The sequence below is a fragment of the Rhizobium sp. AAP43 genome (assembly GCF_001296045.1).
Lineage (GTDB): Bacteria > Pseudomonadota > Alphaproteobacteria > Rhizobiales > Rhizobiaceae > Allorhizobium.
In genome coordinates, this window is the sequence record NZ_LJHS01000034.1 from 22,566 (window position 1) to 45,976 (window position 23,411).

General features: G+C 61.1%; 17 protein-coding genes, 4 pseudogenes and 1 riboswitch. Of the genes and pseudogenes, 2 read left to right on the plus strand and 19 right to left on the minus strand.

The window, feature by feature from the left end; all coding sequences use genetic code 11:
* Window positions 1-65 precede the first annotated feature (65 nt).
* The 17 genes and pseudogenes from IP76_RS23345 to IP76_RS16965 all read right to left on the minus strand — a co-directional run.
* Window positions 66-197: pseudogene (locus IP76_RS23345) on the minus strand (IS3 family transposase); the annotation flags it as partial.
* A 319-nt stretch (window positions 198-516) separates the two neighbouring features.
* A complete protein-coding gene (gene atzF, locus IP76_RS16890) occupies window positions 517-2,325 on the minus strand; it encodes an allophanate hydrolase (protein ID WP_054159410.1) in 1,809 nt (602 codons plus the stop codon).
* Window positions 2,325-6,047, minus strand: coding sequence for a 5-oxoprolinase/urea amidolyase family protein (locus IP76_RS16895; protein ID WP_054159411.1), 3,723 nt, complete (start codon window positions 6,045-6,047; stop codon window positions 2,325-2,327). The genes atzF and IP76_RS16895 overlap by 1 nt, the downstream gene beginning before the upstream one ends.
* Window positions 6,047-6,700 (minus strand): urea amidolyase associated protein UAAP2, encoded by a 654-nt coding sequence (locus IP76_RS16900; protein ID WP_054159412.1) that lies wholly within the window; start codon window positions 6,698-6,700, stop codon window positions 6,047-6,049. The genes IP76_RS16895 and IP76_RS16900 overlap by 1 nt, the downstream gene beginning before the upstream one ends.
* A 14-nt stretch (window positions 6,701-6,714) precedes the next feature.
* On the minus strand, window positions 6,715-7,542 hold the full coding sequence (locus tag IP76_RS16905) for an urea amidolyase associated protein UAAP1 (RefSeq protein WP_197278369.1): 828 nt from the start codon (window positions 7,540-7,542) through the stop codon (window positions 6,715-6,717).
* A 4-nt stretch (window positions 7,543-7,546) separates the two neighbouring features.
* A pseudogene (locus IP76_RS16910) lies at window positions 7,547-8,369 on the minus strand (ABC transporter ATP-binding protein); the annotation flags it as partial.
* Window positions 8,366-9,184: an ABC transporter permease gene (locus IP76_RS16915; RefSeq protein WP_054159415.1), complete on the minus strand. Its 819-nt coding sequence runs from the start codon at window positions 9,182-9,184 to the stop codon at window positions 8,366-8,368. The pseudogene IP76_RS16910 and the gene IP76_RS16915, both read right to left, overlap by 4 nt.
* Window positions 9,185-9,254: 70 nt before the next feature.
* Window positions 9,255-10,328: a putative urea ABC transporter substrate-binding protein gene (locus IP76_RS16920; protein ID WP_054159436.1), complete on the minus strand. Its 1,074-nt coding sequence runs from the start codon at window positions 10,326-10,328 to the stop codon at window positions 9,255-9,257.
* Window positions 10,329-10,400: 72 nt separating this feature from the next.
* Window positions 10,401-10,514: riboswitch (guanidine-I (ykkC/yxkD leader) on the minus strand.
* 916 nt (window positions 10,515-11,430) lie between these two features.
* Complete coding sequence (locus IP76_RS16925; protein ID WP_054159416.1) at window positions 11,431-13,176, minus strand: ABC transporter ATP-binding protein; 1,746 nt, start codon at window positions 13,174-13,176, stop codon at window positions 11,431-11,433.
* Window positions 13,173-14,045: an ABC transporter ATP-binding protein gene (locus IP76_RS16930; RefSeq protein WP_082352580.1), complete on the minus strand. Its 873-nt coding sequence runs from the start codon at window positions 14,043-14,045 to the stop codon at window positions 13,173-13,175. Before IP76_RS16930 ends, IP76_RS16925 begins: the two co-directional genes overlap by 4 nt.
* On the minus strand, window positions 14,042-15,100 hold the full coding sequence (locus tag IP76_RS16935) for an iron chelate uptake ABC transporter family permease subunit (RefSeq protein ID WP_054159418.1): 1,059 nt from the start codon (window positions 15,098-15,100) through the stop codon (window positions 14,042-14,044). Before IP76_RS16935 ends, IP76_RS16930 begins: the two co-directional genes overlap by 4 nt.
* Before the next feature lie 2 nt (window positions 15,101-15,102).
* Window positions 15,103-16,158 (minus strand): iron ABC transporter permease, encoded by a 1,056-nt coding sequence (locus tag IP76_RS16940; RefSeq protein ID WP_054159419.1) that lies wholly within the window; start codon window positions 16,156-16,158, stop codon window positions 15,103-15,105.
* Window positions 16,155-16,997 (minus strand): siderophore-interacting protein, encoded by an 843-nt coding sequence (locus IP76_RS16945; RefSeq protein WP_054159420.1) that lies wholly within the window; start codon window positions 16,995-16,997, stop codon window positions 16,155-16,157. Before IP76_RS16945 ends, IP76_RS16940 begins: the two co-directional genes overlap by 4 nt.
* Before the next feature lies 1 nt (window position 16,998).
* Window positions 16,999-17,877, minus strand: coding sequence for an ABC transporter substrate-binding protein (locus tag IP76_RS16950; protein ID WP_054159421.1), 879 nt, complete (start codon window positions 17,875-17,877; stop codon window positions 16,999-17,001).
* Window positions 17,878-17,975: 98 nt separating this feature from the next.
* The gene (locus IP76_RS16955) at window positions 17,976-20,498 is read right to left on the minus strand and encodes a TonB-dependent receptor (protein WP_197278370.1); all 2,523 of its coding nucleotides are present in this window, start codon (window positions 20,496-20,498) and stop codon (window positions 17,976-17,978) included.
* Window positions 20,499-20,612: 114 nt separating this feature from the next.
* A complete protein-coding gene (locus IP76_RS16960) occupies window positions 20,613-21,602 on the minus strand; it encodes a FecR family protein (protein WP_054159423.1) in 990 nt (329 codons plus the stop codon).
* A 155-nt stretch (window positions 21,603-21,757) separates the two neighbouring features.
* On the minus strand, window positions 21,758-22,273 hold the full coding sequence (locus IP76_RS16965) for an RNA polymerase sigma factor (protein WP_197278371.1): 516 nt from the start codon (window positions 22,271-22,273) through the stop codon (window positions 21,758-21,760).
* A 289-nt stretch (window positions 22,274-22,562) separates the two neighbouring features.
* On the opposite strand from IP76_RS16965, the pseudogene IP76_RS23530 reads away from it, so the two are divergent.
* Window positions 22,563-22,712 (plus strand): annotated as a pseudogene (locus IP76_RS23530) (IS630 family transposase); the annotation flags it as partial.
* Between the two features lie 186 nt (window positions 22,713-22,898).
* On the opposite strand, the gene IP76_RS23645 reads toward IP76_RS23530, so the two are convergent.
* Together IP76_RS23645 and IP76_RS23165 are read right to left on the minus strand one after the other, a co-directional pair.
* Window positions 22,899-23,030 carry a hypothetical protein gene (locus IP76_RS23645; RefSeq protein WP_306765490.1) on the minus strand — a complete coding sequence of 44 codons (132 nt, stop codon included), beginning with the start codon at window positions 23,028-23,030 and terminating at the stop codon, window positions 22,899-22,901.
* Window positions 23,027-23,224: a hypothetical protein gene (locus tag IP76_RS23165; RefSeq protein ID WP_156318617.1), complete on the minus strand. Its 198-nt coding sequence runs from the start codon at window positions 23,222-23,224 to the stop codon at window positions 23,027-23,029. Before IP76_RS23165 ends, IP76_RS23645 begins: the two co-directional genes overlap by 4 nt.
* Between IP76_RS23165 and IP76_RS23535 the strand changes: the two are divergent.
* A pseudogene (locus tag IP76_RS23535) lies at window positions 23,168-23,299 on the plus strand (IS6 family transposase); the annotation flags it as partial. The gene IP76_RS23165 and the pseudogene IP76_RS23535 overlap by 57 nt on opposite strands.
* Window positions 23,300-23,411 lie beyond the last annotated feature (112 nt).

Here is a 23,411-nt window from a genome sequence, read left to right on the forward strand (position 1 = left end):
GATGGCATTCTTGATCCTGTTATTGCGGGGCTGCCAACGCACGCTTCACTGACCGGGGTGAGGATGTTGTCCTGACCATTCAGTAGCCGGTATTGCATGCCGTCTTCCGAACGATCTGTCATGAAGGCCTTGGACCAAACCAGGTTCGGCGCATCCGGCACAGTCAAGCTATCGGGCTTGTCCCGCTTCAAACGTTTGAACGCCACTGCTTTCCCGCCCCCTGGGCCGACAGGCAAATGCTCGCAATTGCGGCAAGTCTCTCCGCGTAGAGACAGCCACGTTCCCTGAGAAGAGAACGAGGCGTCATCGCGATATTTGGACGGCGTCAGAGACGATTTGTCTTGAGAACATTCAAGGCGAAGGAATATTGAAGCGATCGCAGAAAAATTGCGATGAGCACTCAACGATGCCTTCTGAAGAATTTTTCCCGCCCAAATCCACGAATTGCACTGCGCGCCTCTAGGCATTCAACGAATAGCTGCAAAAAATTCTGTAGAGTTTGGAAAACTCTCTTTTTCATTTTTTGCTCCTTTCCGCCGATACATAGGCGCGCCAGCCGCCGAGATCCGTGACTTCCCGCGCGCCTTGGATGGCATAGGGCTCGCAGAGGAAGCCCGAGACTTGGGCGCCGTCATCGAGCGTGACCTTGCCGATGCCGAGCGGTGCGGGGATGTTCTGGACGAAGCGGCCGAAGGCAGCGGGCGTGACCTTCCAGACTTCCACTTCAAGCCCCTTGCCTTCAAAACCCGGCTCACGGATCAGGCCCGGCTTGGGTGGCGTGGTGTTGGGCAGGACGAAGAGGCGGTAGTCGCCGGCGGTGCGGCAGGTCTTCACCAGCTTGCCGCCGGGACCCGTCAGTTCGTGGTTGAGCGGCATGCCGGTCAGATGCGCGCCGACAACCATGATGGTGACGAGGCCATCGTCGGGCTCGGCAACCTTCGAGGCTTCCGGCAGGGCTACAGTCTTGTCCTTGCCCATACCGGACTGAGCGGCGCGGTGCATGGCATCGGCAAAGGGCGCCAGCGCATCGTCGGAGAAGGAGGGGCCGAAGAAGGTGACGCCGCTGGGCAGACCGTCGGAGCCGAAGCCGCCGGGCACGGCGATGGCCGCATAGCCGAAAAGATTGGCGAAGTTTGTGTAGCGGCCGAAATGACTGTTCTTGACGATCGGGTCTGCCAGCATCGCCTCGACCGTATAGGTCGTGGGCGAGGTCGGCAGCATCAGGACGTCGAGCTTCTCCCATTCGACAAGTGCCTTCTGGCGGAGATGGCCGAGCTTGTACTGGCCTTCGAAAGCCGCGACGGCATCATAACCCCTGGCACCTTCGATGATGGTGCGCACCGTCGGATCGAAATCAGCGGCATTGGTGCCGATGAACTCCTTTACCGCTGCGAGACGCTCGGCCACCCAGGGGCCGTTGTAAAGCAGTTCGGCGGCCTGCCGGAACGGCGCGTAGTCGAAAGGAACGATGGTGGCCCCGAGTGATTTCGCCCGCTCGATCGCCTGATCGTAGAGGGCTTCAACGGCCTTGTTCCCGAAGAACTCGCGCTCGGCTCCTTCGAGCACACCGATGCGCAGGCCTGAACCCGGCAGGGCCACTGGCGACGCCCTGCGGGAATAGGGATCACCGGCGTCATAGCCATCCATGACCTTGCGGATCGCGACACCATCGCCGACGGTCGCGGAAAAGACCGTGACGACGTCGACACTGCGGCAGGCCGGCACGACGCCGACATTCGGCACGAGGCCGGGCGTTGGCTTGATGCCGACAAGGTTGTTGAAGGCGGCGGGCACGCGGCCGGAACCGGCGGTATCGGTGCCGAGCGCAAAGCTTGCGAGGCCGGCCGCAACCGTGACGGCCGAGCCGGACGAGGAGCCGCCAGAGACATAGTCCTTGTCGAAGACGGAGCGCGGAGCACCATAAGGAGACCGTGTGCCGTTCAGGCCCGTCGCAAACTGGTCGAGATTGGTCTTGCCGATGACGATGGCCCCCGCAGCCTTCAGTCTCGCGACGACCGTTGCGTCCTTCTCAGGCTGGTAGGCGAAGGCGGGGCAGGCTGCGGTGGTCGGCAGGCCGGAGACGTCGATATTGTCCTTGACCGCGAAGGGCACGCCCCAGAGCGGCAAACTGTTCGGCTCCGGCGCGCGCTCCATCAGGGCCTTTGCGGCTGCCCGCAAGTCATCCTCCGGCGTCTGCGTGATGAAGACCGCCCGATCGTCTGAAGCCTTGCGGCGGGTGATCACCTCCTCGACGAGATCGAGTGGGGTGAGCCCGCTGGCATAGGCGGACTTGAGCGAAGCGAGATCGAGAATAGTCGGCAGCATTACAGATCCTCCAAGATGACCAGGACATCGCCGGCCTTGACGTTGCGACCCGGCCCGGCACGCAGGTCCCGGACGCGGCCAGCGGCATGGGCAGTGACGGTGATTTCCATTTTCATCGACTCGATGATGGCAAGCGTGTCGCCTGCCTGCACGGACTGGCCTTCCTCGACCAGCAATTTCCAGACATTGCCGGGCACGGCAGTCTCCACCCCGAAGCAGCCCTCGGGGATATCGCCGCCGAGGCTTGCGCCCGCGCCGTCATCCACCTGGAAACTATCGAGCCCTTCGTCCTTCCAGCGCTTGCGCTCCGCCTCGAAAGCCGCCTGCTGTCCCTGCTTGAAGGCGCCGATGCTCTCTGCATTGCGGGCCATCTCCGCCTCGTAGTCGGCATAGGAGAAGGTGCCCTCGTCGATCCGGATCGGATAACCGCCATGCGGGAATGCGGCGCGGGCCTCTGTAAGTTCTTCGTGGCTCACGGGGAAGAAGCGGATCTGGTCGAAGAAATCGAGCAGCCAGGGCTTGTCCTTGGCAAAGACATCCGTCTGCCGCCAGGTATTCCACACCTGAATCGTGCGGCCGAAGAGCTGATAGCCGCCCGGCCCTTCCATGCCGTAGATGCACATATAGGCCCCGCCAATGCCGACGGCGTTCTCAGGCGTCCATGTGCGGGCCGGATTGTACTTCGTCGTCACCAGCCGGTGGCGGGGATCGATGGGGGTTGCAACCGGCGCGCCGAGATAGACATCGCCGAGGCCCATCACGAGATAGGAGGCGTTGAAGATCGTGTCCTTCACCGCCTGCTCGTCGGGGAGCCCGTTGATGCGGCGGATGAACTCGATGTTCGACGGGCACCATGGCGCGTTAGGTCGGACGAGTTCCTGATACTTGCGCATGGCCAGTTCCGCATCCGGATCATTCCAGGAGAGCGGCAGCCAGACGGTCCGGCTCGGCACCTTGACGGCTGAGACCGGAGGCAGGCTCTTCTCGATCTCGGCGAGTGCGGCGAGAAGTTTCAAGCGCGACAGCGTGGTGCTGTCATAGTGGATCTGCAGCGATCGGATACCGGGTGTCAGATCGATCAGGCCCTGAAGCTTCGCCTCCTTGACTGCCTGCATCAGCAGATGGACGCGCATGCGGATGCCGATATCGAGCTGCATCGGGCCGTATTCGACCAGCAGATTGTCGTCCCCCTGTCGGCGGTAGACGACGGGGATGGGCCCGGTATCGTGGGAGGCGAGGATGGGGGAGCCGAAGGCGGTGTGCCGAGCCTTACCCCCCTCTGCCCTGCCGGGCATCTCCCCCACAAGGGGGGAGAGCGGGGAGGCGGCCGTCTCGCCTGCCGCATCGGTTGAATTGGACGTGAGCTCTTTTGCAGTCTCAGGCAAGGCCGGCGATGGACCACTCTCCCCCCTTGTGGGGGAGATGTCCGGCAGGACAGAGGGGGGTAAACCGGGGACGGAACCTGCGGAAAGGACACCATCCTCCTCACGCGTCACCGCATGAAACCGGATTCTATCTCCCGGCTTGAACTGGCCCATCTTCCACTGCTCGTCGCGGGCAATCACCGCAGGGCAGACGAAGCCGCCGAGGCTGGGGCCGTCGGGGCCGAGAATGATCGGCATGTCGCCGGTAAAGTCGATCGCGCCAATCGCATAGGCATTGTCATGCAGGTTCGACGGGTGAAGCCCCGCCTCGCCGCCATCGGTGCGGGCCCATTTGGGGGCCGGACCGATCAGCCGCACACCCGTGCGCGCCGAGTTGAAATGCACCTCGTAAGGCGTCGAGAACAACGTCTCGATATCCTCTTCGAGGAAGAAGTCAGGCGCGCCATGCGGACCATAGAGCACGCCGACGGACCATTCGCGGGTCAGTTCTGCAGGCTCGGTTGCCGGCAGGACATCGGTCTGGTTACGGCGCGCCAATCGCAGAACGTGTCCCGCCCGCAAAGTGCCGGTGGCATTGCCGCCGAACTGGCCGAGGCCGAAGGTGGCGCGGGAGCCCATGACCACGGGGGCATCGAAGCCGCCGGAAACCGCCAGATAGGCGCGCTGACCGGCACCGGCGATGCTGCCGATGGCCAGCGTCTGGCCGGCTTTCACCTGGACCGTTTGATTGTGGGGCACCTCGACGCCGTCGAGCTTCATCGGCATCACGGCGCCCGCAAGTGCGATCACCGTATCAGAGAAGAATTTTAGCACCGGCCCGGAGACGGTCAGTTCCAGGGCCGCCGTATGATCGTGGTTGCCGACCAGCCGATTGGCATGGCGGAAGGAGCGTTCGTCCATCGGGCCCGATGGCGGGACGCCGACATGCCAGAGACCGAGACGGCCCGGCAGTTCCTGGAGGCTCGACTGCGCGCCAGGGGCGATCACCTCGACGACATCGGGCACGAAGGCGAAATCCTTCAAGGCCGTGGTCGCGACATCACCGCTTCGGAACAGGTCGGAGACGGCGATGGCCTTGAGGTATTCGAGGTTGGTCTCGATGCCGGCAAGCGAGGTTTCTTCCAGCGCGGAGGAGAGCGCCGCAATGGCCGTATCCCGATCCGCGCCCGAGACGATCACCTTGGCGAGCATGGGATCGTAGAAGGGTGTGACCTCGGTTCCCGTCTCTACCCAACCGTCAACGCGGATGCCATCGGGGAAGGCAACTTCGGTCAGCAGACCGGCACTCGGGCGAAAGCCGGCATGGGGCATTTCGGCATAGACGCGCGCTTCGATCGCGGCCCCACTCGGCACGAGGCTTTCCTTGCCCGTCAGCACATCTTCGCCGGCAGCTTGGCGGATCATCCATTCGACCAGATCCACACCGAAGACGGCTTCCGTGACCGGATGTTCGACCTGCAGTCGGGTGTTCACCTCGAGGAAGTAGAATTCTTCGCGGGCGGGATCATAGATGAATTCAACGGTGCCGGCGGAGGCGTAAGCGACCTGCTGGCCGAGCGACACGGCGGCGGCGTGCAGGCGCTGGCGCACGGCATCGGACAGACCAGGTGCCGGTGTTTCCTCGATCACCTTCTGGTTCCGGCGCTGGAGCGAGCAGTCGCGTTCGCCGAGCGCAATCACCCTGCCCCTGCCATCGCCGAAGATTTGCACCTCGACATGGCGGGCCTTGGAGACGAAGCGTTCGAGATAGACGCGGGCATCGCCGAAGCTGGATTTCGCCGTGCGCTGTACTGTGTCGAAGGCAGCGGCAAGAGCCTCCGCATTGTCGCAGAGCTGCATGCCGATACCGCCGCCGCCAGCTGTCGATTTCAGCATCACCGGATAGCCAATCTGCTCCGCTGCGGAGAGCGCGTCTTCCCGGCTGTCGAGCAGGCCGGAGCCGGGCAATAAGGGCACGCCACTCGCCTTGGCCAGTTCGCGGGCCGTGTGCTTCAGGCCGAAGGCGGAGATGTTGTCCGGCGTCGGGCCGATGAAGGTGATGCCTTCCACCTTCAGCCGTTCGGCAAAGCCGATGTTCTCCGAGAGGAAGCCATAGCCGGGATGCACGGCTTGCGCACCCGTCTGACGGCAGGCGGCAATCACGGCATCGACGTTGAGATAGCTTTCGCTGGCGGGTGCGGGGCCGAGGCGCACCGCCTCGTCGGCCATGAGCACGGCCTTCGAAAAGCGGTCGGCATCGGAATAGACCGCAACGCTTGCGATCCCCATCTTCTGAAGCGTCTTGATGACGCGCACGGCGATCTCGCCGCGATTGGCAATCAAAACCTTGTTGAACATCAGGCCGCCTCGTCGTCCCAGACGAGCACCCGGATCGGCGTGGGATCGAAGCCGTTGCAGGGGTTGTTGATCTGCGGGCAATTGGAGATGACGAGCAGCACGTCCATCTCCGCCTTCAGCTCGACATAGTCGCCGGGGGCGGAAATGCCGTCGACGATGGTCATTTCGCCTGAGGGTTCGATCGGCACGTTCATGAAGAAGTTGATGTTCGGCACGACGTCGCGCTTGCTCATGCCATGTTTGGAAACCTCGATGACGAAGTTGTCCCGGCAGGCATGCAGGTATTTCGTGTAATGGCCGAAGCGGACCGTGTTGCTCTCGCAGGAGCAGGCGCCGGCAGAGGTATCGTGCCGGCCGCAGCTGTCGGCGGTGACCGTCAGCATCACCCGACCTTCGTTGGAGATCACCTTGGTGCCGGTGGAGATGTAGGCAGCACCCTGCTCGCGCATGGTGTCCTGGCTGGAATAGCGCTCGGAGAAATCATGGGCGTTGTAGAAGAGCGTATCGACGGCCTGCTGGCCATAGCTGTCCTCGATGCGCACCACCTGACCCTTTTTGATGAAGGTCGAGAAGGGCGCTTCGGCGGCGATGTAATGATCCTGCGCGGTGTTGGCGAGCGTGCGGGCGGGAGAGGTCTGGATGAATCTGGTCATGATCGCCTCTCCTCTCAAAGTGCCGCAAAAGCGTTGTTTTCGAAGCCACGGATGGCTTCGGCGGTTGCGGTCCGGCACAGATCATCCGCCGCCGGCTCGATTGCAGCAATGCGGGTGATGCTGACGGAATTGGGTGCGTAGACCGGGTTTGGATCGAGCGGATGCGGGCAATTGGAGAAGCCGACGATCATGTCCATCTCAGCACGCAGATCGACATAGTCGCCTTCGGAAACGAGATCCGGTTTCCACTCGAATTTGCCATCCGCATCGACACGGACGGGTGCGAAAAGGGCAAGTGCTGCCGGAATGTCGCGCTTGTCGAGGCCTGATTTGGTGGCGATCAGCACGAAGTTGTCGCGGGTGTTGCGCAGATCAGGACCGTTCTGGCCGGCATATTTCTTCGCGTTGGAGGAGGCGGTCGAGCCGCCCATCAACACGTCATGAGCGCCGGAGCTATCCTCGGTGATCGAGAACATGACCTTGCCCATGTCGGAGAAGATGACACGTCCCTTTCCAAGCCCTGTGGTCCACTGCACCTTGACAGTATCGGGCAGGTTCATGCGCTCGGTCGGGTCCTCGGCATTCCAGGCGACGACGGAGACGGTCGACAAACCTTCATCGAGCGCGATGCGCAGCGTCTCGCTGGCCTTGACGCGGGTCCACCAATACCAGCCGCCGGGCAGCTTTTCCTGGTGGACGATCGTGTCGGCAGCGATTGCGGGTGCAGGTTTTACGCTCTTGGCCGGTAACGCCTTCGGAGCGAATTCCAGCCCCTTCTTCTGATGCTCCTCGTAGCGCGCCCGGTTGGCAGCGATCTCTTCGGGGGAACGTCGGATATGCATTGTCATCTCCAGTGGTTTCGTTGGCCGGGTCGTCCCGGCTATTGACCCTTTGAAGAGACCGGGCCGTCCCGGTCGGGGCGAAAGAAGGAGGCCTCGCCCGCCTTGCGGGGCGGCCATATGGCGATGTCGCGGGTGATCGTTGCACCGTAGCGCAACTTTTCCTCCGGGCGGTCGCGGGGACGCTCGAAGGCAACGACGCGGGTAGCCAGCGTGAAGGCCTCGCGCATGTCATGGGTGACCATGACCACGGTCATCGGCGCCTCGTGCCAGAGCGTCTTCATCAACGTGTGGATCTCCGCGCGGATCCCCGGATCCAACGCGCCGAAGGGTTCGTCGAGCAGCAGAACCTTGGGCCGCATGAGCAGCGCCTGGGCGAGCGCCAGTCGCTGCTGCATGCCGCCGGAGAGCTGGGCCGGATACTTGTCCTCGGAGCCGGCAAGCCCGACCGCCGCGATCATAGCGCGGGCCTCGTCCTCAACCGCGCGTTTCGCGGCACCGAACAGCCGGGCGGCGAAGCGGGAGGCTTTCAACTCCTTGCCGAGCATGACATTGCCGAGCACGGTCAGATGCGGAAACACGGAGTAGCGCTGGAAGACGACGCCGCGATCGGGCCCTGGCTCCTTCGGCAAGGCCAGACCATCGAGCACGATCTCACCCTTGGTCTGACGCTCCTGGCCGAGCAGCAGGCGCAGGAAGGTGGACTTGCCGCAACCGGAAGGGCCGACCAGCGCGACGAAGGCTCTCGATTCGATCTCGATCGAAACGTTTTCGAGCACGATCTGGTCGCCATATTCCTTCCAGAGGTTCTTGATGGAAAGCGCGCTCATTTGCCCTTCTCCAGTTCGGACCAGGGGAAGACCGCGATGCGCAGGCGATCGAGCAGGATGTCGGTGAGGATCGCGAGCAGCGTGATCCAGAGAACATAGGGGAAGATGACATCCATCGAGAGATAGCGACGGACCAGGAAGATCCGGTAGCCGAGGCCGCTGTCGGAGGAGATCGCTTCAGCGGCAATGAGGAAGAGCCAGGCGGGGCCAAGCTGCAGGCGGAGCGTGGTGATCAGGCGCGGCAAGATCTGTGGCAGCACCACACGCAAAGCGATCTGCCAGGACGAGGCCGACAGGGTCTCCGCTTTGACAATCATCTCGCGCGGAAGCGATATCGCAGTCAGCGCCAGATCACGTATCATGATCGGGGCGACACCGATGACGATCAGCGCAATTTTCGACGCCTCGCCTAGCCCCATGACGATGAAGAGGATCGGCAGCAGCGCCAGCGGTGGAACCATGGAAATGGCACCGACGAAGGGAGACAGAGTTGCCCGTGCATAGGGCAGGATACCGATGACAAGGCCGAGAAGCAGCGCGATCGCGGTGGCGATGCCAAGCCCGGCAAAGAGGCGCCCCAGGCTCGCCCAGGTATCCGACCAGAGCAGGTATTCGCCAGTTCTGACGTCAGCCGTAAAGGCCATGCGGCTTATGCCTTCCCACAGGGCGGCAAAACCGGGCAACAACTTGTCATTCGGGTTTTCCGCGAGCCGCTCGGCCGAACCGATCATGTAGGCGCCAAGCACCAGCACGAAAGGCAGAAGCACCAGCGTCAGGCGCGCGCCATTTCCGGGATGAGCATTGATCCAGCGCATCGACCACTCCAGGGTTTCAGGGAGGCAGCAACCGCCCGGAAGACATTATCCTCCGGGCGGTAATCAACGCTCAGAGCGCACCCTTGGCGGCAGCGTCCATGTAGGTCGTGGTGAAGCGGAATTTGACGTTTTCCTTGTCGCCAAGCACCGAGCCGTCTGCCAGTTCAATCCCGATGACATCGGCGGAGGGCGCACCGCTTCCAAGCAGGCCCTTTTCAAACAGGAAGTTGCGGACGAGGTCCATGGTCTTGGACAGGTTCGGAGAAGCCGTAAAGGCAACTGCATCAGCCGGCTTGTCGAACAGCTTTGTCGCCGCCATCTGCGCTTCAAAGCCTGCCAAATCGGTGCCGGAGGCAGTGCCCATCGCTGTACGCGCTGCCTTACCCTCGTCCGTCCGCGCAGTCATGACCGCCATGGTCTCGTACCAGATGCCGGCCAGCGCCTTTCCAAAGTCCGGATTGTCCCTGAGCACATCGGTGTTGGCGACCATCAGGTCGATGATCTCTCCCGGGATCTGCGAGCTGTCGAAAACCTTCTTGGCCGAGGCGTCCTCCAGGATGGAAGAGACAAGCGGGTTCCAGGTCACGACGGCGTTCACATCGGGGGTCTGATAGGCAGCGACCATGTCGGCGTCAGAGGTGTTGACCACCTTTACGTCCCGCTCGGACGAGCCGATGCTTTCGAGCGCACGGGCCAGCAGATAATGGGAGACCGAGAACTCGACGAGATTGACGTTCTGGCCCTTCACATCCTCGAGCTTGTCCTTTTCCTTCAGGATGAGGGCGTCGTTGCCGTTCGAAAAATCGCCGACGATGACGGCAGTCGTGTCGACGCCACCGGCGGCGGGGATCGACAGGCCGTCCATGTTGGTCAGCGTCACCGCATCGAAGGCACCAGCGGTGTACTGGTTCATCGACTCTACGTAGTCGTTGAACTGCGTGACTTCGATGTTGATGCCGTATTTATCAGCCCATTTCTTCACGATGCCGGTGTCATTGGCATAGCCCCAGGGCATCCAGCCGACATAGATCGACCAGGCAACTTTGAAGTCTTTCTTTTGTGCAGCTTCCGCAGATGAGCAGATCCCCGCAACGACCAGCGTCGCTGCCGCAATTGCAGAGATAGTTTTTTTGAAGTTCATCATGAGCATTCCCCTTTTGCGCTTTTCAAAAAGGGAATGGCGAAGACCAGCGCCGCCAATCCCTTGGCTAACGAGGTCTCCCGGGCTTTTTTCCCGCCGTGCATCTGGACAGAATTTCTCCTCCGCCCAGTGGCTGCTCTCGGACCAGTCACACACTTCAAGTGTATCGGAACCCTAGCGTCCAAACTCTGAGATTAGGGAAGCAAGCACCGTGCCAATTCAAAGCCGGCAGGACATCTGCAATTTTCCCCTAGGGTTTTCCAAAAAAGAGCCAATTACAATCTGCCTCCGTTGCTCAAAGAATCATCAAAATCTGACAATTCGATCAAAATGCATGCAAGAATATGGAGACCCACACGTCCCCCTTCGCTTGATACCCCCCGCCACAACTCTCAAGGCTTAAGGCCACGGAACGTCTCTGAATCGAAAAGAGAAAGGATCGAAGCAGGAGGGTTCTTTGAGGGACCGCACTCCGAACCAACCACGGGCACCAATGCGCTCGATACCAGCATCGACGGCGCCCCGATCCGGCAGAGGGTCGTGCCCCAACGAAACAGCTTGCTCACGCAGCCAGGTACTGCAACTTCAACATCCCTGTGTTAGCTTTGGGTCACCTGCAAACGCTTTATTCCGTCGGTCGTTCGATACTGTGCCCCCTGCCGTTAAAAGCTGCATATGTGAGCGGAGCTAGTATGTGTGTTAACGGACGGGGATGATGGCAGGTTATTTGTAACTCTGGTCGTTTGTGTTTCTCGATAGCGGGGAGCGCGAGCCATTGGCGGTATAGATTCCCCGTTTCGCAGTTCACTTCGCTTGTTTCGTGTTTTCGACCTGTCGCAAACGCAAAATCCGCCCCCATTGGATGGAGGCGGTTTTGCGTATTTATGTTTGATTTGGTTGCGGGGGCCTGATTGCGCGGAGACTTGTAATTCCGCCGCCGGGGTCAGGCAGGTGCGGCTGCAATCCTGAGATTGCGTCTCCTGTTCACCCGCAACACGAAGGCGAAGCTGGTTTGGTCGAGCAACACCGCTTCGCTATATGACAGCACAAGCGTATGCTTCATCCGGCTTGTTTGGCGACCGCCGGCGCGGCTCAGAACTTCGCCTCAACTCAGGGCACCAAGACCATACGCGTCCCGCATATTGTGCAGGTCGCGATAACGTCCGTTTTTGCGGCTCATGAGATCAGCATGGTGTCCCTGCTCTGCGATCCTCCCCTCCTCGATCACAACAATCCGGTCGGCATGAGCAATGGTAGCAAGTCGGTGCGCGACGATCAGCGTCGTGCGGCCTTTTGCCAACTCCGCCAGGGACTGCTGAATGGCGCGCTCCGTCTCGGGGTCCAGCGCCGAGGTGGCTTCGTCCAGGATGAGCATAGGCGGGTTCTTGAGCAAGATGCGGGCAATGGCTAGCCGCTGTTTCTGACCACCGGACAGTTTGACACCGCGTTCGCCGACGATCGTGTCCAGCCCTGCGGGAAGTGCTGCAATCACATCTTCGAGCCGTGCGCCTCGGGCCGCCTCCACGATCTCCGCCTCGGTCGCATCGAGACGACCATAGGCGATGTTTTCCCTGATCGTTCCCGCAAACAGGAAGACGTCCTGCTGCACGATTCCGATATTGGAACGCAGCGACTTCAGCGTCATGTCCCTGATATCGATGCCGTCGATGAGGATCGCACCTCCCGTCACGTCGTAGAAGCGCGGCAGGAGCGAGCAGATTGTGGTCTTGCCGGCACCCGAGGACCCGACGAAGGCGATCGTCTCGCCCGGTTTGATCGCCAGGTTCAGCTCCGAAAGCACGGTCTTTTCGGCACCATAGCCGAAACTAACATCGCGATAATCGATCGCCCCCTTCAGCCGCTCGACGGGTTTTGCATCATCACGGTCGGCGATATCCGGCCGCGTATCGAGGAACTGGCAATAGCGCTGAAATCCGGCAAGACTTTTGGGATAGGTCTCGATGATCGAATTGATCTTGTCGATCGGGCGGAAGAAGACGTTGACCAGCAACAGGAAGCCGACGAAGCCGCCCGCGGTCATCTCGCCCCGAACCACAAACCAGGCACCTGCCAGCATCACCACCACCTGCACGAAACGCATGGAGAGGTAGGAGAGCGACATCGACGCCGCCATCACCTTGTAGGCCTCAAGCTTCGTGGCAAGGTAATTGCCATTGTTCTCGGCAAAAAGTGCGCGCTCGTGATCCTCGTTGGCAAAAGCCTGCACGACGCGGATTCCGCCGATATTCTCCTCGATACGCGCGTTGAACTCCGCCACCCGGCCATAAAGCGCGTGCCAGGTCGCGGTCATCCGCTTGCCGTAGACGGCCGTGAGGATCGCGGTGACGGGGACGATGATGGCGGTCATCAGTGCCAACGGCACATGCACCCACAACATCAGAACCAGCGCGCCGATCAGTGTCATGATGGCGATGAACAGATCCTCCGGTCCGTGATGGGCCACCTCGCCGATCTCCTCCAGGTCCTTGGTCAAGCGCGCTACCAGATGACCGGTCTTCTGGTTGTCGAAGAAGCCAAAGGAGAGCTTTTGCAGATGATCGAAGGCTTTGCGGCGCATCTCGGTCTCGATCCTCAGACCCAGCATATGGCCCCAATACATGACGATAACCTGCAGACCGGCATTAACGATGTAGATGAGAAGCAGACCAAGAGATGCCAGAACGATCAGACCCAATTGGTTGGTCGGCAGCAGTCTGTCGATGAACAGCGTCACGGCGACGGGAAATGCGAGTTCCAGCAGGCCGGCGGCAACGGCGGAGGAGAAATCGAGCGCGAACAAGCCGCGATGCGGCCGGTAATATGCAGCAAAACGCTTCGGCAGATCTGTCACTGGGCCAGCCCTTTCTTGAGGAAAGACGGGCCCCGTTGGGTGTCTGCCACCGGCAAACGCCCCTTCGGCACGATCAGCGGTGTGCCGGTGACGGGATCCGGGATGATGATAGAGGGCAGGCCGAAGACCTCCTCCACCAGATCTTCGGTAACAATGGCCGATGGTCGGCCTTCGGCTGCGATTGCGCCATTCTTGATGGCGATCAGATGGGTGCCATAACGGCAGGCCTGGTTCAGATCGTGGAGAACGGCAACCACGGTGCGGCCTTCAGCGTTGAGTTCGGCGAGCAGGTCCATGAGCTCGATCTGGTGGGCGATATCGAGGAAGGTTGTCGGCTCGTCCAGCAGCAGAATCGGCGTCTGCTGTGCGAGCACCATGGAAATCCAAACCCTCTGCCGCTGGCCACCGGAAAGCTCGTCGACCGGCCGCCCGGACAGTTCCGTCACACAGGTTGCCTCCATCGCAGCCATAACCGCCTCCTCATCCATCCTAGACCACTGGCGCAGGAAGGATTGATGCGGATAGCGCCCCCGTGCCACGAGATCCGCCACCGTGATACCTTCAGGGGCGGTGGAGGACTGTGGCAGGAGGCCGAGGAGGCGAGCAACCTGGCTTGACGGCATATCGCGCAGGCAGCGTCCATCGAGGACGATCTGGCCCGCCGACGGTGCAAGCAGGCGCGACAGGGCGCGCAGCAGCGTGGACTTGCCGCAGGCATTGGGACCGACGATCACCGTGAAGCCACCATCGGGAATGGACACGCTGAGGTTCTGCGAGATCGTGCGCGCATCGTAACGCAGGGTCACACTGTCGGCGTACAGTCTGTCGGCTGCGCGTTGGTGCATCGGGTGGCAAGGGCTCTCGGTCATTTGCGACCCTCCTGTATCAGAAGCCAGAGAAAATAGATCCCACCGAGGCTGACTGTCATGACGCCGACGGGAAGCTGGAGACCGAATGCATGCTGGGCGGTCCAATCAGCAATGAGAAAGAGGAGCGCCCCGGTCAGCGCCGAGGGAACAAGTGCCACACTCGGCGAACGTGTCATCCGCCTGGCGATCTGCGGCGCACAGAGCGCGATGAAGGAAATCGGCCCAGCCGTCGCGGTAACGAGCGCGGTCAGCGCAACGCCGGAAAGCATCAGCAGGCCACGGATCCTGTTCACGTCGACACCAGAGGCGCGGGCCACATCCTCGCCCAGTTCCAGCTGGCGCATCGGGCGCGACAACAGGAGCGTCAGCGGCAGCACGATGGCAAGCATCAGTGCGACTGGGACAAGCTGCTCGATGCCAAGGCCGTTCAGCGAGCCCGCCCCCCAGATGGCGGCTGACATCGCCACCTGAAGCTCCGCCTCGCGGATCATCCAGGCGTTAAAGGCCGACAACATGGCAGCCACGCCAATCCCGACGATGATAAGCCTTAAGCCCTTTACCCCCTGCTTATAGGCCAAGAGGTACACCATGATCGCAGTCAGGATTCCGCCCACCAGCGCGCCGAGCGCCGTCTCGGAGGTACCGCCGGAAAAGAGCAGGATCACAAGCAGCGCACCGGTATAGGACCCGGCGGAAAAGCCGATAATGTCGGGGCTCCCGAGCGGGTTGCGGGTCAGGCTCTGAAAGATGGCTCCACTCGTGCCGAGTGCCGCACCGAGCAAAACGGCGAGTGCTACGCGCGGCAGGCGCCATTCGACCACGATCATCCGAACCATCGGCTCTCCTCGCCCGGCCAGAGCCCGGAGCACCTCGGCCAGCGCGATTGGATATTTGCCGCTCAACAGCGACAGGGCGGTGAGCGTGGCGATCAGCGACAGCAGGACCAGAAGCACGGCCAGAACTCGCGCCTCGAGGAGAAAGGACAGGCGGCCCCCCGCGAGGCGAATGGCCAGGATGGCGCGACCGTGATCCAGCCTGTGGGAGCCCCGTGGCATTGTCACAGTCCCCCCGCCTGTTTGCGCCGCGCCAGGACGATCAGCACGGGCGCCCCGAGAAAGGCGGTCACCACGCCCGCCTCCAGCTCGCCCGGATAAAGCACAAGCCGCCCGGCGATGTCGGCCGCCAGCAGCAGCACTGGCGCATAGATCGCGGTCATGGGAAGGATCAGGCGCTGGTCGGGCCCGGTAAACCAGCGCACCACATGCGGCACCATCAACCCGATGAAACCGATCGGACCGCATGCTGCCGTGGCCGCCCCGGCGAGAAGCGTGACGGCGACAAGCGTAAGGATCCGGACGCGAACAAGACTGGCCCCGAGCGAGCGGGCCAGATCCTCGCCAAGCGCCACGGCATCTAGCGCGCGGGCGCTAAAGAGCGCAATCAGCAGGCCGATCCCGATGAATGGTGCGGTCGCCGTTACCACCGCCAGATCGCGCCCGGCCACCGAGCCTATCGACCACTGGCGCATCGTATCGAAGGCCTGCGGGTTGGTCAGCGTGATCGAGGAGCCAATGCCACCGAGCACCGCCGACAGTGCCACACCCGCCAACACCAGGCGAACCGGCGCTGGACCGCCTCGTCCTGCCATGCCCAGCCCGTAGACGGCCAGCGTCACCAGCACCGCGCCGATGAGTGCAAACCACAGATAGGCATCGATCGAGTGGAAGCCGAAGAGCCCGATTGCCAAGGTCACGGAGAAGGCCGCGCCCGCATTGACGCCGACGATCCCCGGATCGGCCAGCGGATTGCGCGTGACCGCCTGGATCAACGCCCCCGACACGCCGAAGGCTGACCCGCATAGCAGAGCCAGCAGGGTGCGCGGCAGGCGATAGTCGATGATGACGATATGATCGACCAAACCGTCGTCATAGGCCAGAAGAGTGTCAACCACCGTCGATACCGCGATGGGCCTGACCCCGAGCACAAGACTCGCCAGCGACAGGCATGCCAGGAGACTGACGCCGACCAATGCCATGACGAGGCCGCGCCCAAGACGGACGCTGGCGGCTCGATCACCGGCTTCGATCGACAGGGCCGTGCTCGCACCCCTCACACCCGGGCCTGCCCTTCGATCCAGTAGCCGACAGCATCGATGCGGTGTTTGTCGAAACCGAGTTGATCGCGGAAATGCTTGCGGCACTCGGCGGCGGCCTTGGCCTCGCCGGCGATATAGATATAGCCCGGCCCTTCCGGCAGCGCGGTGATCTCACGCGCAATGCGCGGCAGTTCCGTATAGCCGGGTCGCTCCGGCCGCAGCCCGTGACAGGCATGCCAGGTGACATCAGCATTGGCCCCCGTCTCGATCAGCTGCCCGATCTCCTGACGATCGGCATCGGACGGGATCTCGACATGCACCACTGCTGTAAACCCTTCAGGCAGTTCCTCCAGCACCCGCCCCACGGCAGGAAGGCCGGTAATATCCGTCAACATCAACAGCCACCGGCTGCCCTTCGGCAACCAGAACCGGCCTTCCGGGTTGCAGATGCCGACAATGTCGCCCACCCTCGCATTCATCGCCCAGCTGGCCGCAACACCGCCCTCATGCACAGCCATGTCGAGCACCATCTCGCAGGTCTTTGCCTTCCAGCGGCGCACCGTGTACGGCCGGTTCGGCGCATAATCCGTCCCCTCCGGCATCTCCCACCGCCCGTTCTCGCGGAGCACCGGCAGCACCACCGGTGTTGCGTCATCTGCGGGCACCGCAAGGCGCACCCACTCATCCGGATGCCCGCTCGGCAACAACCGCTCTCCGCCATCCAGCTTTAGCACCACCCGGATCATCGACGGCGTCAGATGCCCGATCTCCACCACCGAGGCCAGGAAGTTGTCCTCCACATAGGCTTCGTGATCGTGATCCTCGGCGCCTGAAAGAGCGTGTGCGTTTGCATGCATGTCAACGTACCTTCTGTGTGACGGCCGTTTCCATCCGTGGAAGGAATTCGGGAAATGCATAGGGAATGGCCAGAACGCTCGGCCAGGAGGCCGCCCAGATCTCTGTCGGATCCTCCAGCGCAACATATCGACCTTCGCGAACGGACGAGAACCTCTGAAACAGGCGCTGACTTTCCAGCGCTGCGCGGGCACCGGGCTCGTACCACATGACCAGGAGATCGGCGGCAACACTTTCCAGGTCTTCGAGGCTGGCATCGGCGGCAACATGTCCATCGGCGGCCTTGGCAAGCAGCTGAACGCCCGGGGATGGTCGCATACCGATCTCGATCATCCAATCGACCCGGGTCTCACCCGGCAGGTAAACGACGATCCGGCTGCTGCCTGCAAAATATGAGCCGAAGGTGAAGCTCTTTCCCTTGAGATCAGAATAGACGTCGCCGTAACTGCCCAAAAGCCGTTCGGTCTCGGCGATGAGCTGTTTTGCTCGCTCATCGAGCCCGAGGACAGCGCCGGCGATTTCGGTCTGCTCACGCCACCCAGCCCGCCATGGCCCGCTGCGATAAGCAATCGTCGGCGCGATCCGGCTCAGCCTGTTGTAGGAGACGGCATCGATTTGCGAAAAGACGCCGACAATGAGGTCCGGTTTCAGGCGCGCTATCTGCTCGAAATCGATCATGCTGCCATCGAGAAGCTCAGGCTTTTGCGCTCCGTATTGTGGCTCGCACCAAGGCGTCATGCCGCTCGCAAACATGCCGGAATAGGCGATGGCAATGGGTTTACACCCGAGTGCGAGAAACGGCGCCTCGTCGCCGTACCCGATCGTGACGAGCCGCTGCGGTTGCGAGCGCAACTCGGTCCGCCCGAAGGCATGATCGACCACTCGTGGATAGGCTCCGACGTGCGCCCACGCCAAAGGAGGCGGCAAAAGCATTGCCGCCATACTTCTGGTCAGGGCACGTCGGGTCAGGAGGCCCACGATCAGAACTTGAATTTTGTTGAAACGCTGAAACTGCGCGGCTCGCCGTAATAGCCGGTGTCGAAGTTGCCGAGCCCGGCATAGTACTTCTCGTTCAACAGGTTCTTGACGTTGAACGTGATGTCCACCTTGTCGTTCAGTTTGTACTTCGCCATCAGGTCAACGAGGAACACGTTCTTTTGCGTGATGTCTTCATAGACATTGGCCGGGCTGTAGACATAGCCGTAGATCTTGTCCTGCCAACGTACACCGCCACCGATGGTCAGCTTGTCCCATTCACCGGGAAGCGTGTAGGTCGTGTAGAGCTTGACAACATTCTCTGGAGCCGTTGTCTGGATAAAGGAATAGACCCTTTCTCCGTCAGCCTTCCGAGCGTGAGAATAGGTGTAGCTCGCATAGACATTCCAGTCCGACCTGATCTCGCCGGATGCTTCAAGTTCGAAACCCTTCGTCGTGACGCCATCGGCCGCCGTATAGTAGTCTTCCCCCGTATTGGGATCAGTTCCGGCACGCTCCGCAACGTTATCCTGCTTGATCATGAAGACAGCAGCACTTGTATTTAACCTGCCGCCAAACAGTTCGGCCTTCACGCCAGCTTCATAGCTATGGCCTTCTTCAGGATCGAGATAGGCGCCGTTTACGTCCTGAATTCCTTGCGGTTTGAAAATGCCGGTATAGCTCGCATAGACTGACCAGTCCTGGTTCACGTCGTAAACCACACCGAGATAAGGGGTCACTTTGCCATTCGCCGAAATTTGGCTGGCACCGCTCCAGGTGGCTGTCGCATTGTCGTAACTGCCTTGGTCATCGTAGTCATACCAGCTGAAACGGCTGCCCAGGATGAAAGACAAATCATCCGTCGGCCGAAGTCGGGTCGCGGCATAGGCACCATACTGAGTAAGGCTGTTCTCATATCGGCCTGTCAGGTCGAAATCGGACTCGTCGGTATTGCCGTCCCAGGAAAAAAAGTCCGGCACCGCTGGATCGTAGTTGACGCCGCCATAGCCATAGAGCGGGCCTTTGGTTGTCTTGTGCGACGCTGTTGCGCCGAACATCAGGTCGTGCTCACGGCCGAATAGCTCGATGGGACCGGAAAGCTTGGCATCAAGAGTGTCCTGGACCAGCCGACCGGTGTATTTGCCGACATACTGGTAGACCCCTGCGCCAGTCACCGGATCAGGATAGCCGCTCCCTGCGGATCCCAGCACACTGTCATGCCCGTTGCGGCGATGATTGTAGGTAAGGTCGGTCTTCCAGCCATTGTCGAATTCATGATCGAGCGTAACGAAGAAGTTGTTTGTGAACGTGTCGCGGCGGCTCCAGTCCGTCGCCGGATTGGTCGACACATCGAAGTCGGTGCGGGTCCCGTCGCTGTAGAACATGGGAAGCCCCGTCCAACTCGAGCCGCGCGGCCTGTTCTGCTGATAGTCTGCACCCAGCGACAAGGTTGTGTTGTCGGTGATATCAGCCTCCAGAATGCCATAGAGATTGAAGGACTTCTTCTCGTAATGATCGAGGTAGGATTCCGCATCCTCGAACGAGCCCACAAGGCGACCGCGCAACGAGCCATCGGGATTGAGAGGCCCCGAGACATCTGCCTCCGTCCGGTAGGCATTCCCGGAACCGGCAGTTCCGGTGATGGAAGCCTGGAACGTGTCGGTCGGCCGCTTGCGGACAAGATTGACGGCAGCACCGGGACTGCCTGATCCCTGCAAAAGGCCATTTGCCCCCTTCACGATTTCGACCCGGTCATAGATCGCCGTATCAGGATTGGTCAGACCGTAGTCGTAGACGCCCTCATTCTGGATCACGACACCGTCATACTGGAACTCGCCCACGGTAAAACCGCGTGCGAGATATTCGGTCCGATCGCTGTCGTACTTCTGGATGGATATGCCACTTGAAGTTTCCAGAACATCCTGCAGCGAGCTGCTCGCCTGATCCTCCATGCGCTGGCGGGTGACCACCGTGACGGACTGCGGCGTCTCCCGGATGGAAAGCGGAAGCCCCGTCGCCGTGTTCATCTGACCCGTGGTGTACGACCCGGATCCTTCCGTGGTGCCACCACCCTGCCCCTGAACCGTAATCGTCTCGAGCACGGTCGAACCGTCCGCCGCAGCTCCACCTGCATCCGCCGCATGCGGATTGACGAGAGCGGCCGAGCCCGGCCCGCTGATCCGCACCGTGACGCCCGTGCCCTGCACCATAAGCTGCAAAGCAGCAGATGGCGTCAGGCTGCCGGAGACGGCGGTCGACGTTTTGCCCGCCGCAAGAGCCGAGGAATAGCTGATCTGCCAGCCGCTCTGGCGGATGAAGGCGTTGATGGCGGCAGACAGCGGCTGGGCGGGGATCTGGAAGCTGACGGTTTCCGTGGCGCCGGCAACAGCGCGCGCCTGCGCATGCGCGGCATTTGGCGCAAAGCCCGCCATGCAGGCCAGCATGCTGGACGCCAGAAGAAGGTTCGTTCTCCAGCGGCGGCGCTCTCCAGCCGTCATGTCTACGCGTGAATGTTTCCCCGAAACCATGCTCGTCCAAACCCTCTTTACAGACGCCCGGCCGGTTGCGCGTCATGCACATCCAGCCCTTCTGTCAGCAAGGACGCAGCAGGGTTTTCAAACCGGCAAAAAAAAGTTGAGGTTCTATCGAAGGATTATCAGTCCGCCGGGAATGCGGTAGAATCCAACGCCCGCGGCATCGGCCAGGGTCTTCAGCGCGCCCTCGACATCATCGAGACGATAATTGCCGGTGACCACCATTAGGTTCACCCGCTCATCCGCGACCATGATCGGCCCCCGGTGATATCGCCGCAGTTCTTGCAGAACTGTGCCGAGCCGGGCGTTTTCGAAGATGATGCGCCCATCCCGCCAGGCAAGTGCCGTGGACGGGTCTGCCGCATGCACAGGCGAAACGGCGGATGCAGTGACGCTGACGGCCTCGCCAGGCGCAAGCTCCGCCTTCCCTTGGTTCTCGCACAGACAGAGAACCTGAACACGGCCCCGCTCCAGAACGACCTCATCCTCGTCATCGCCGGTTTTCACGGAAAAGGCCGTGCCTAGAACTTCCACCGCACCGTATTGGCCGCTGACAGTGAAGGGATGGGCGGCATCATGAACCACATCGAAGAAGGCTTCGCCGCGCAGCAGCCGGATGTGACGCTTGCCGGCATCAAAATCCAGCGCCACCGCCGTGCCGGTGTTGAGCATCATGGTCGAACCATCCGGCAAGGAAACGGTCGTCTGGCTGCCGGTCGCGGTCAGGTAATCCGCCTGGAAGGCAATGATGAGTGCCGGATACTGCCAGACGCCGGCAGCAAGCAGAACTGAGGCGGCCATCGCGGCCGCTCGCATCGGAAACCGGCGCTTCGGCCTGATCAGGGCAGACTTATCGACGGGCAATGCCTTGACCGCATCAAGAAAAGGCTTCGAATTCCACAGGGTTTCCAGCGCACGGAATGCCGCCTCATGGCGCGGGTCTTCACCCAGCCATGCCTTGAAAGCGGCCTCCGTCACGCCGTCCGGTTCAGCCCCTCGAAGACGGACAAACCAGTCCAGCGCCTGATCCCCCACCGGATCGGCATGGGTCAATTCGCTGTCGGTCTGCCCGGTTTCATGCGCGTCCTGATGTCCCACTCAGCCGATCCGATCGAAACGTGTTTGCGGGGTCCTGATAGCTTGACGTTTGGCGATGTCAAACCCGGCAAAATCGGCCGTGGGACACAAGGCGGCGGTCGCCGCGACGGCGACGGTACCCGCCCGGATGGTCGATGAAAGCGCCATTGTGTTTCTCACTTTCCGTCCAGACGCGCCAGGGTATCCCGGCAATGGGCCATGGCGAGCTTCAGATCGTTGAACACGGTACGCTCCGAAATGCCCAGATGTTCGGCAATGCGCACATTCGACCATTCCTCGATACGGCTAAGGACCAGCACATCCTGTGCGCGTTTCGGCAGGGTGGAAAGCGCGTTCTGAAACGCGCCAAAGCTTTGTTTTTCAATCAAGGCCTGCTCGATCGAGGGAATGTCAGCCGAGATGCCCGCAAGCAAACCGTCATCCAGTCCCTCGACCTCCGCCCCTGCCCGCGTCTTGCGGCGCCGCAGATGGTCGAGCGCGAGATTGCGCGCCGTCTGATGCAGAAAGCCCTCGAGATGCTCGACCCGTCCGCTCTCGACGGCCTTACGAGCCCGCAGATAGGTCTCTTGCGCAAGGTCTTCCGCCGTCTGGGGATCGCGGACGATGCGCATGACGGTCCACAACAGGGAACGTCGGTGAGTTGCAAAAATTGCGTTCAGAATGGCAGGCAAGTCGAATGCCTCCCGCAGGTCGACAGAGCATCAACTGGAAACTTTGCGCCACTCCCCGACCGCTCTACCACGCCCCAACTGCCCTGTTTCGCCTGCCTGGCCAAGATCTCCGCCCGGAACGAATGCCCGCCTCTGGCTCGTGGCCAATGATCTGGACGGGACTTCTGAACCAAACTGGTTTTGTCATCCAATGATCGCCCAATATTACGATCGACAAGGACGCGCAATATAAACTTGACAATTCGATGCATGTATTAGGTCCGAGCACTAATTTTTCGCATTCAGCGCCAAGAAGGCATTTTCAGAACTGAAAACGCTTCTGCAAAAGGCGGCAGAACGCACCGTGACCGGCCTTTGGGACAGGGTCGGAGAATTTGGCGACCGCATAGAACCTCAAGAGGCCAAAAACTTCCCAATACCAAGCGGCTACGATCCATCAAGAGGAGGAGACGCTCTAATCAGCCCCCCAGAACGCAAAAACCGCCCCCATTGGATGGAGGCGGTTTTGCGTATTTATGGTTTGATTTGGTTGCGGCGGCCTGATTACGCGGAGACTTGCATAAAGCCCGCGTCGAGGGCGCTAAAATCTAGCCCTTTGTCAAAGCTGGATAGAGGCGCGCACTTGCTAACCAGTTAGAAACGCGACACCGGGGCTGCCGGTCAGCCCCGATCCATGCGACAGGCCCTCTTTCAAGATCAGATCGGGGCGGGAGGGACGCACCGCTTCGGCTTTGGCTTTTAAACTGGCAAACGTCATTCTGCGGCCTCCTTGCGCGCCAAAGCTTCCTTCCTTTTGGCGATGACTTCCGGATCGTCCATGAAATCTGTCCGACGGCCGCGCTTCTGGTAACCGTTTCCAATGCCGCCGTCCCTAATGCCAAACCGGCAGCAGGCCAACGCTTCGTTTCGATCCATGATCCGATTGTCAACCTGTTCCACATCCTCCGCCACGACATCCCCTCCGACCATCATCGCGAACTGCGCGCAACGGCGATGAACCTGTGGGCGACGATCGCTCGGGCATGAGCAATACACGCCGACGACCCCACTCTGTGGTTTCATGCCCCTACATCGCATATCTTGCACGCCGTTGCGTTAACTTTACAATGCCGCGACTAGACAACCCCATCAGGTCAGA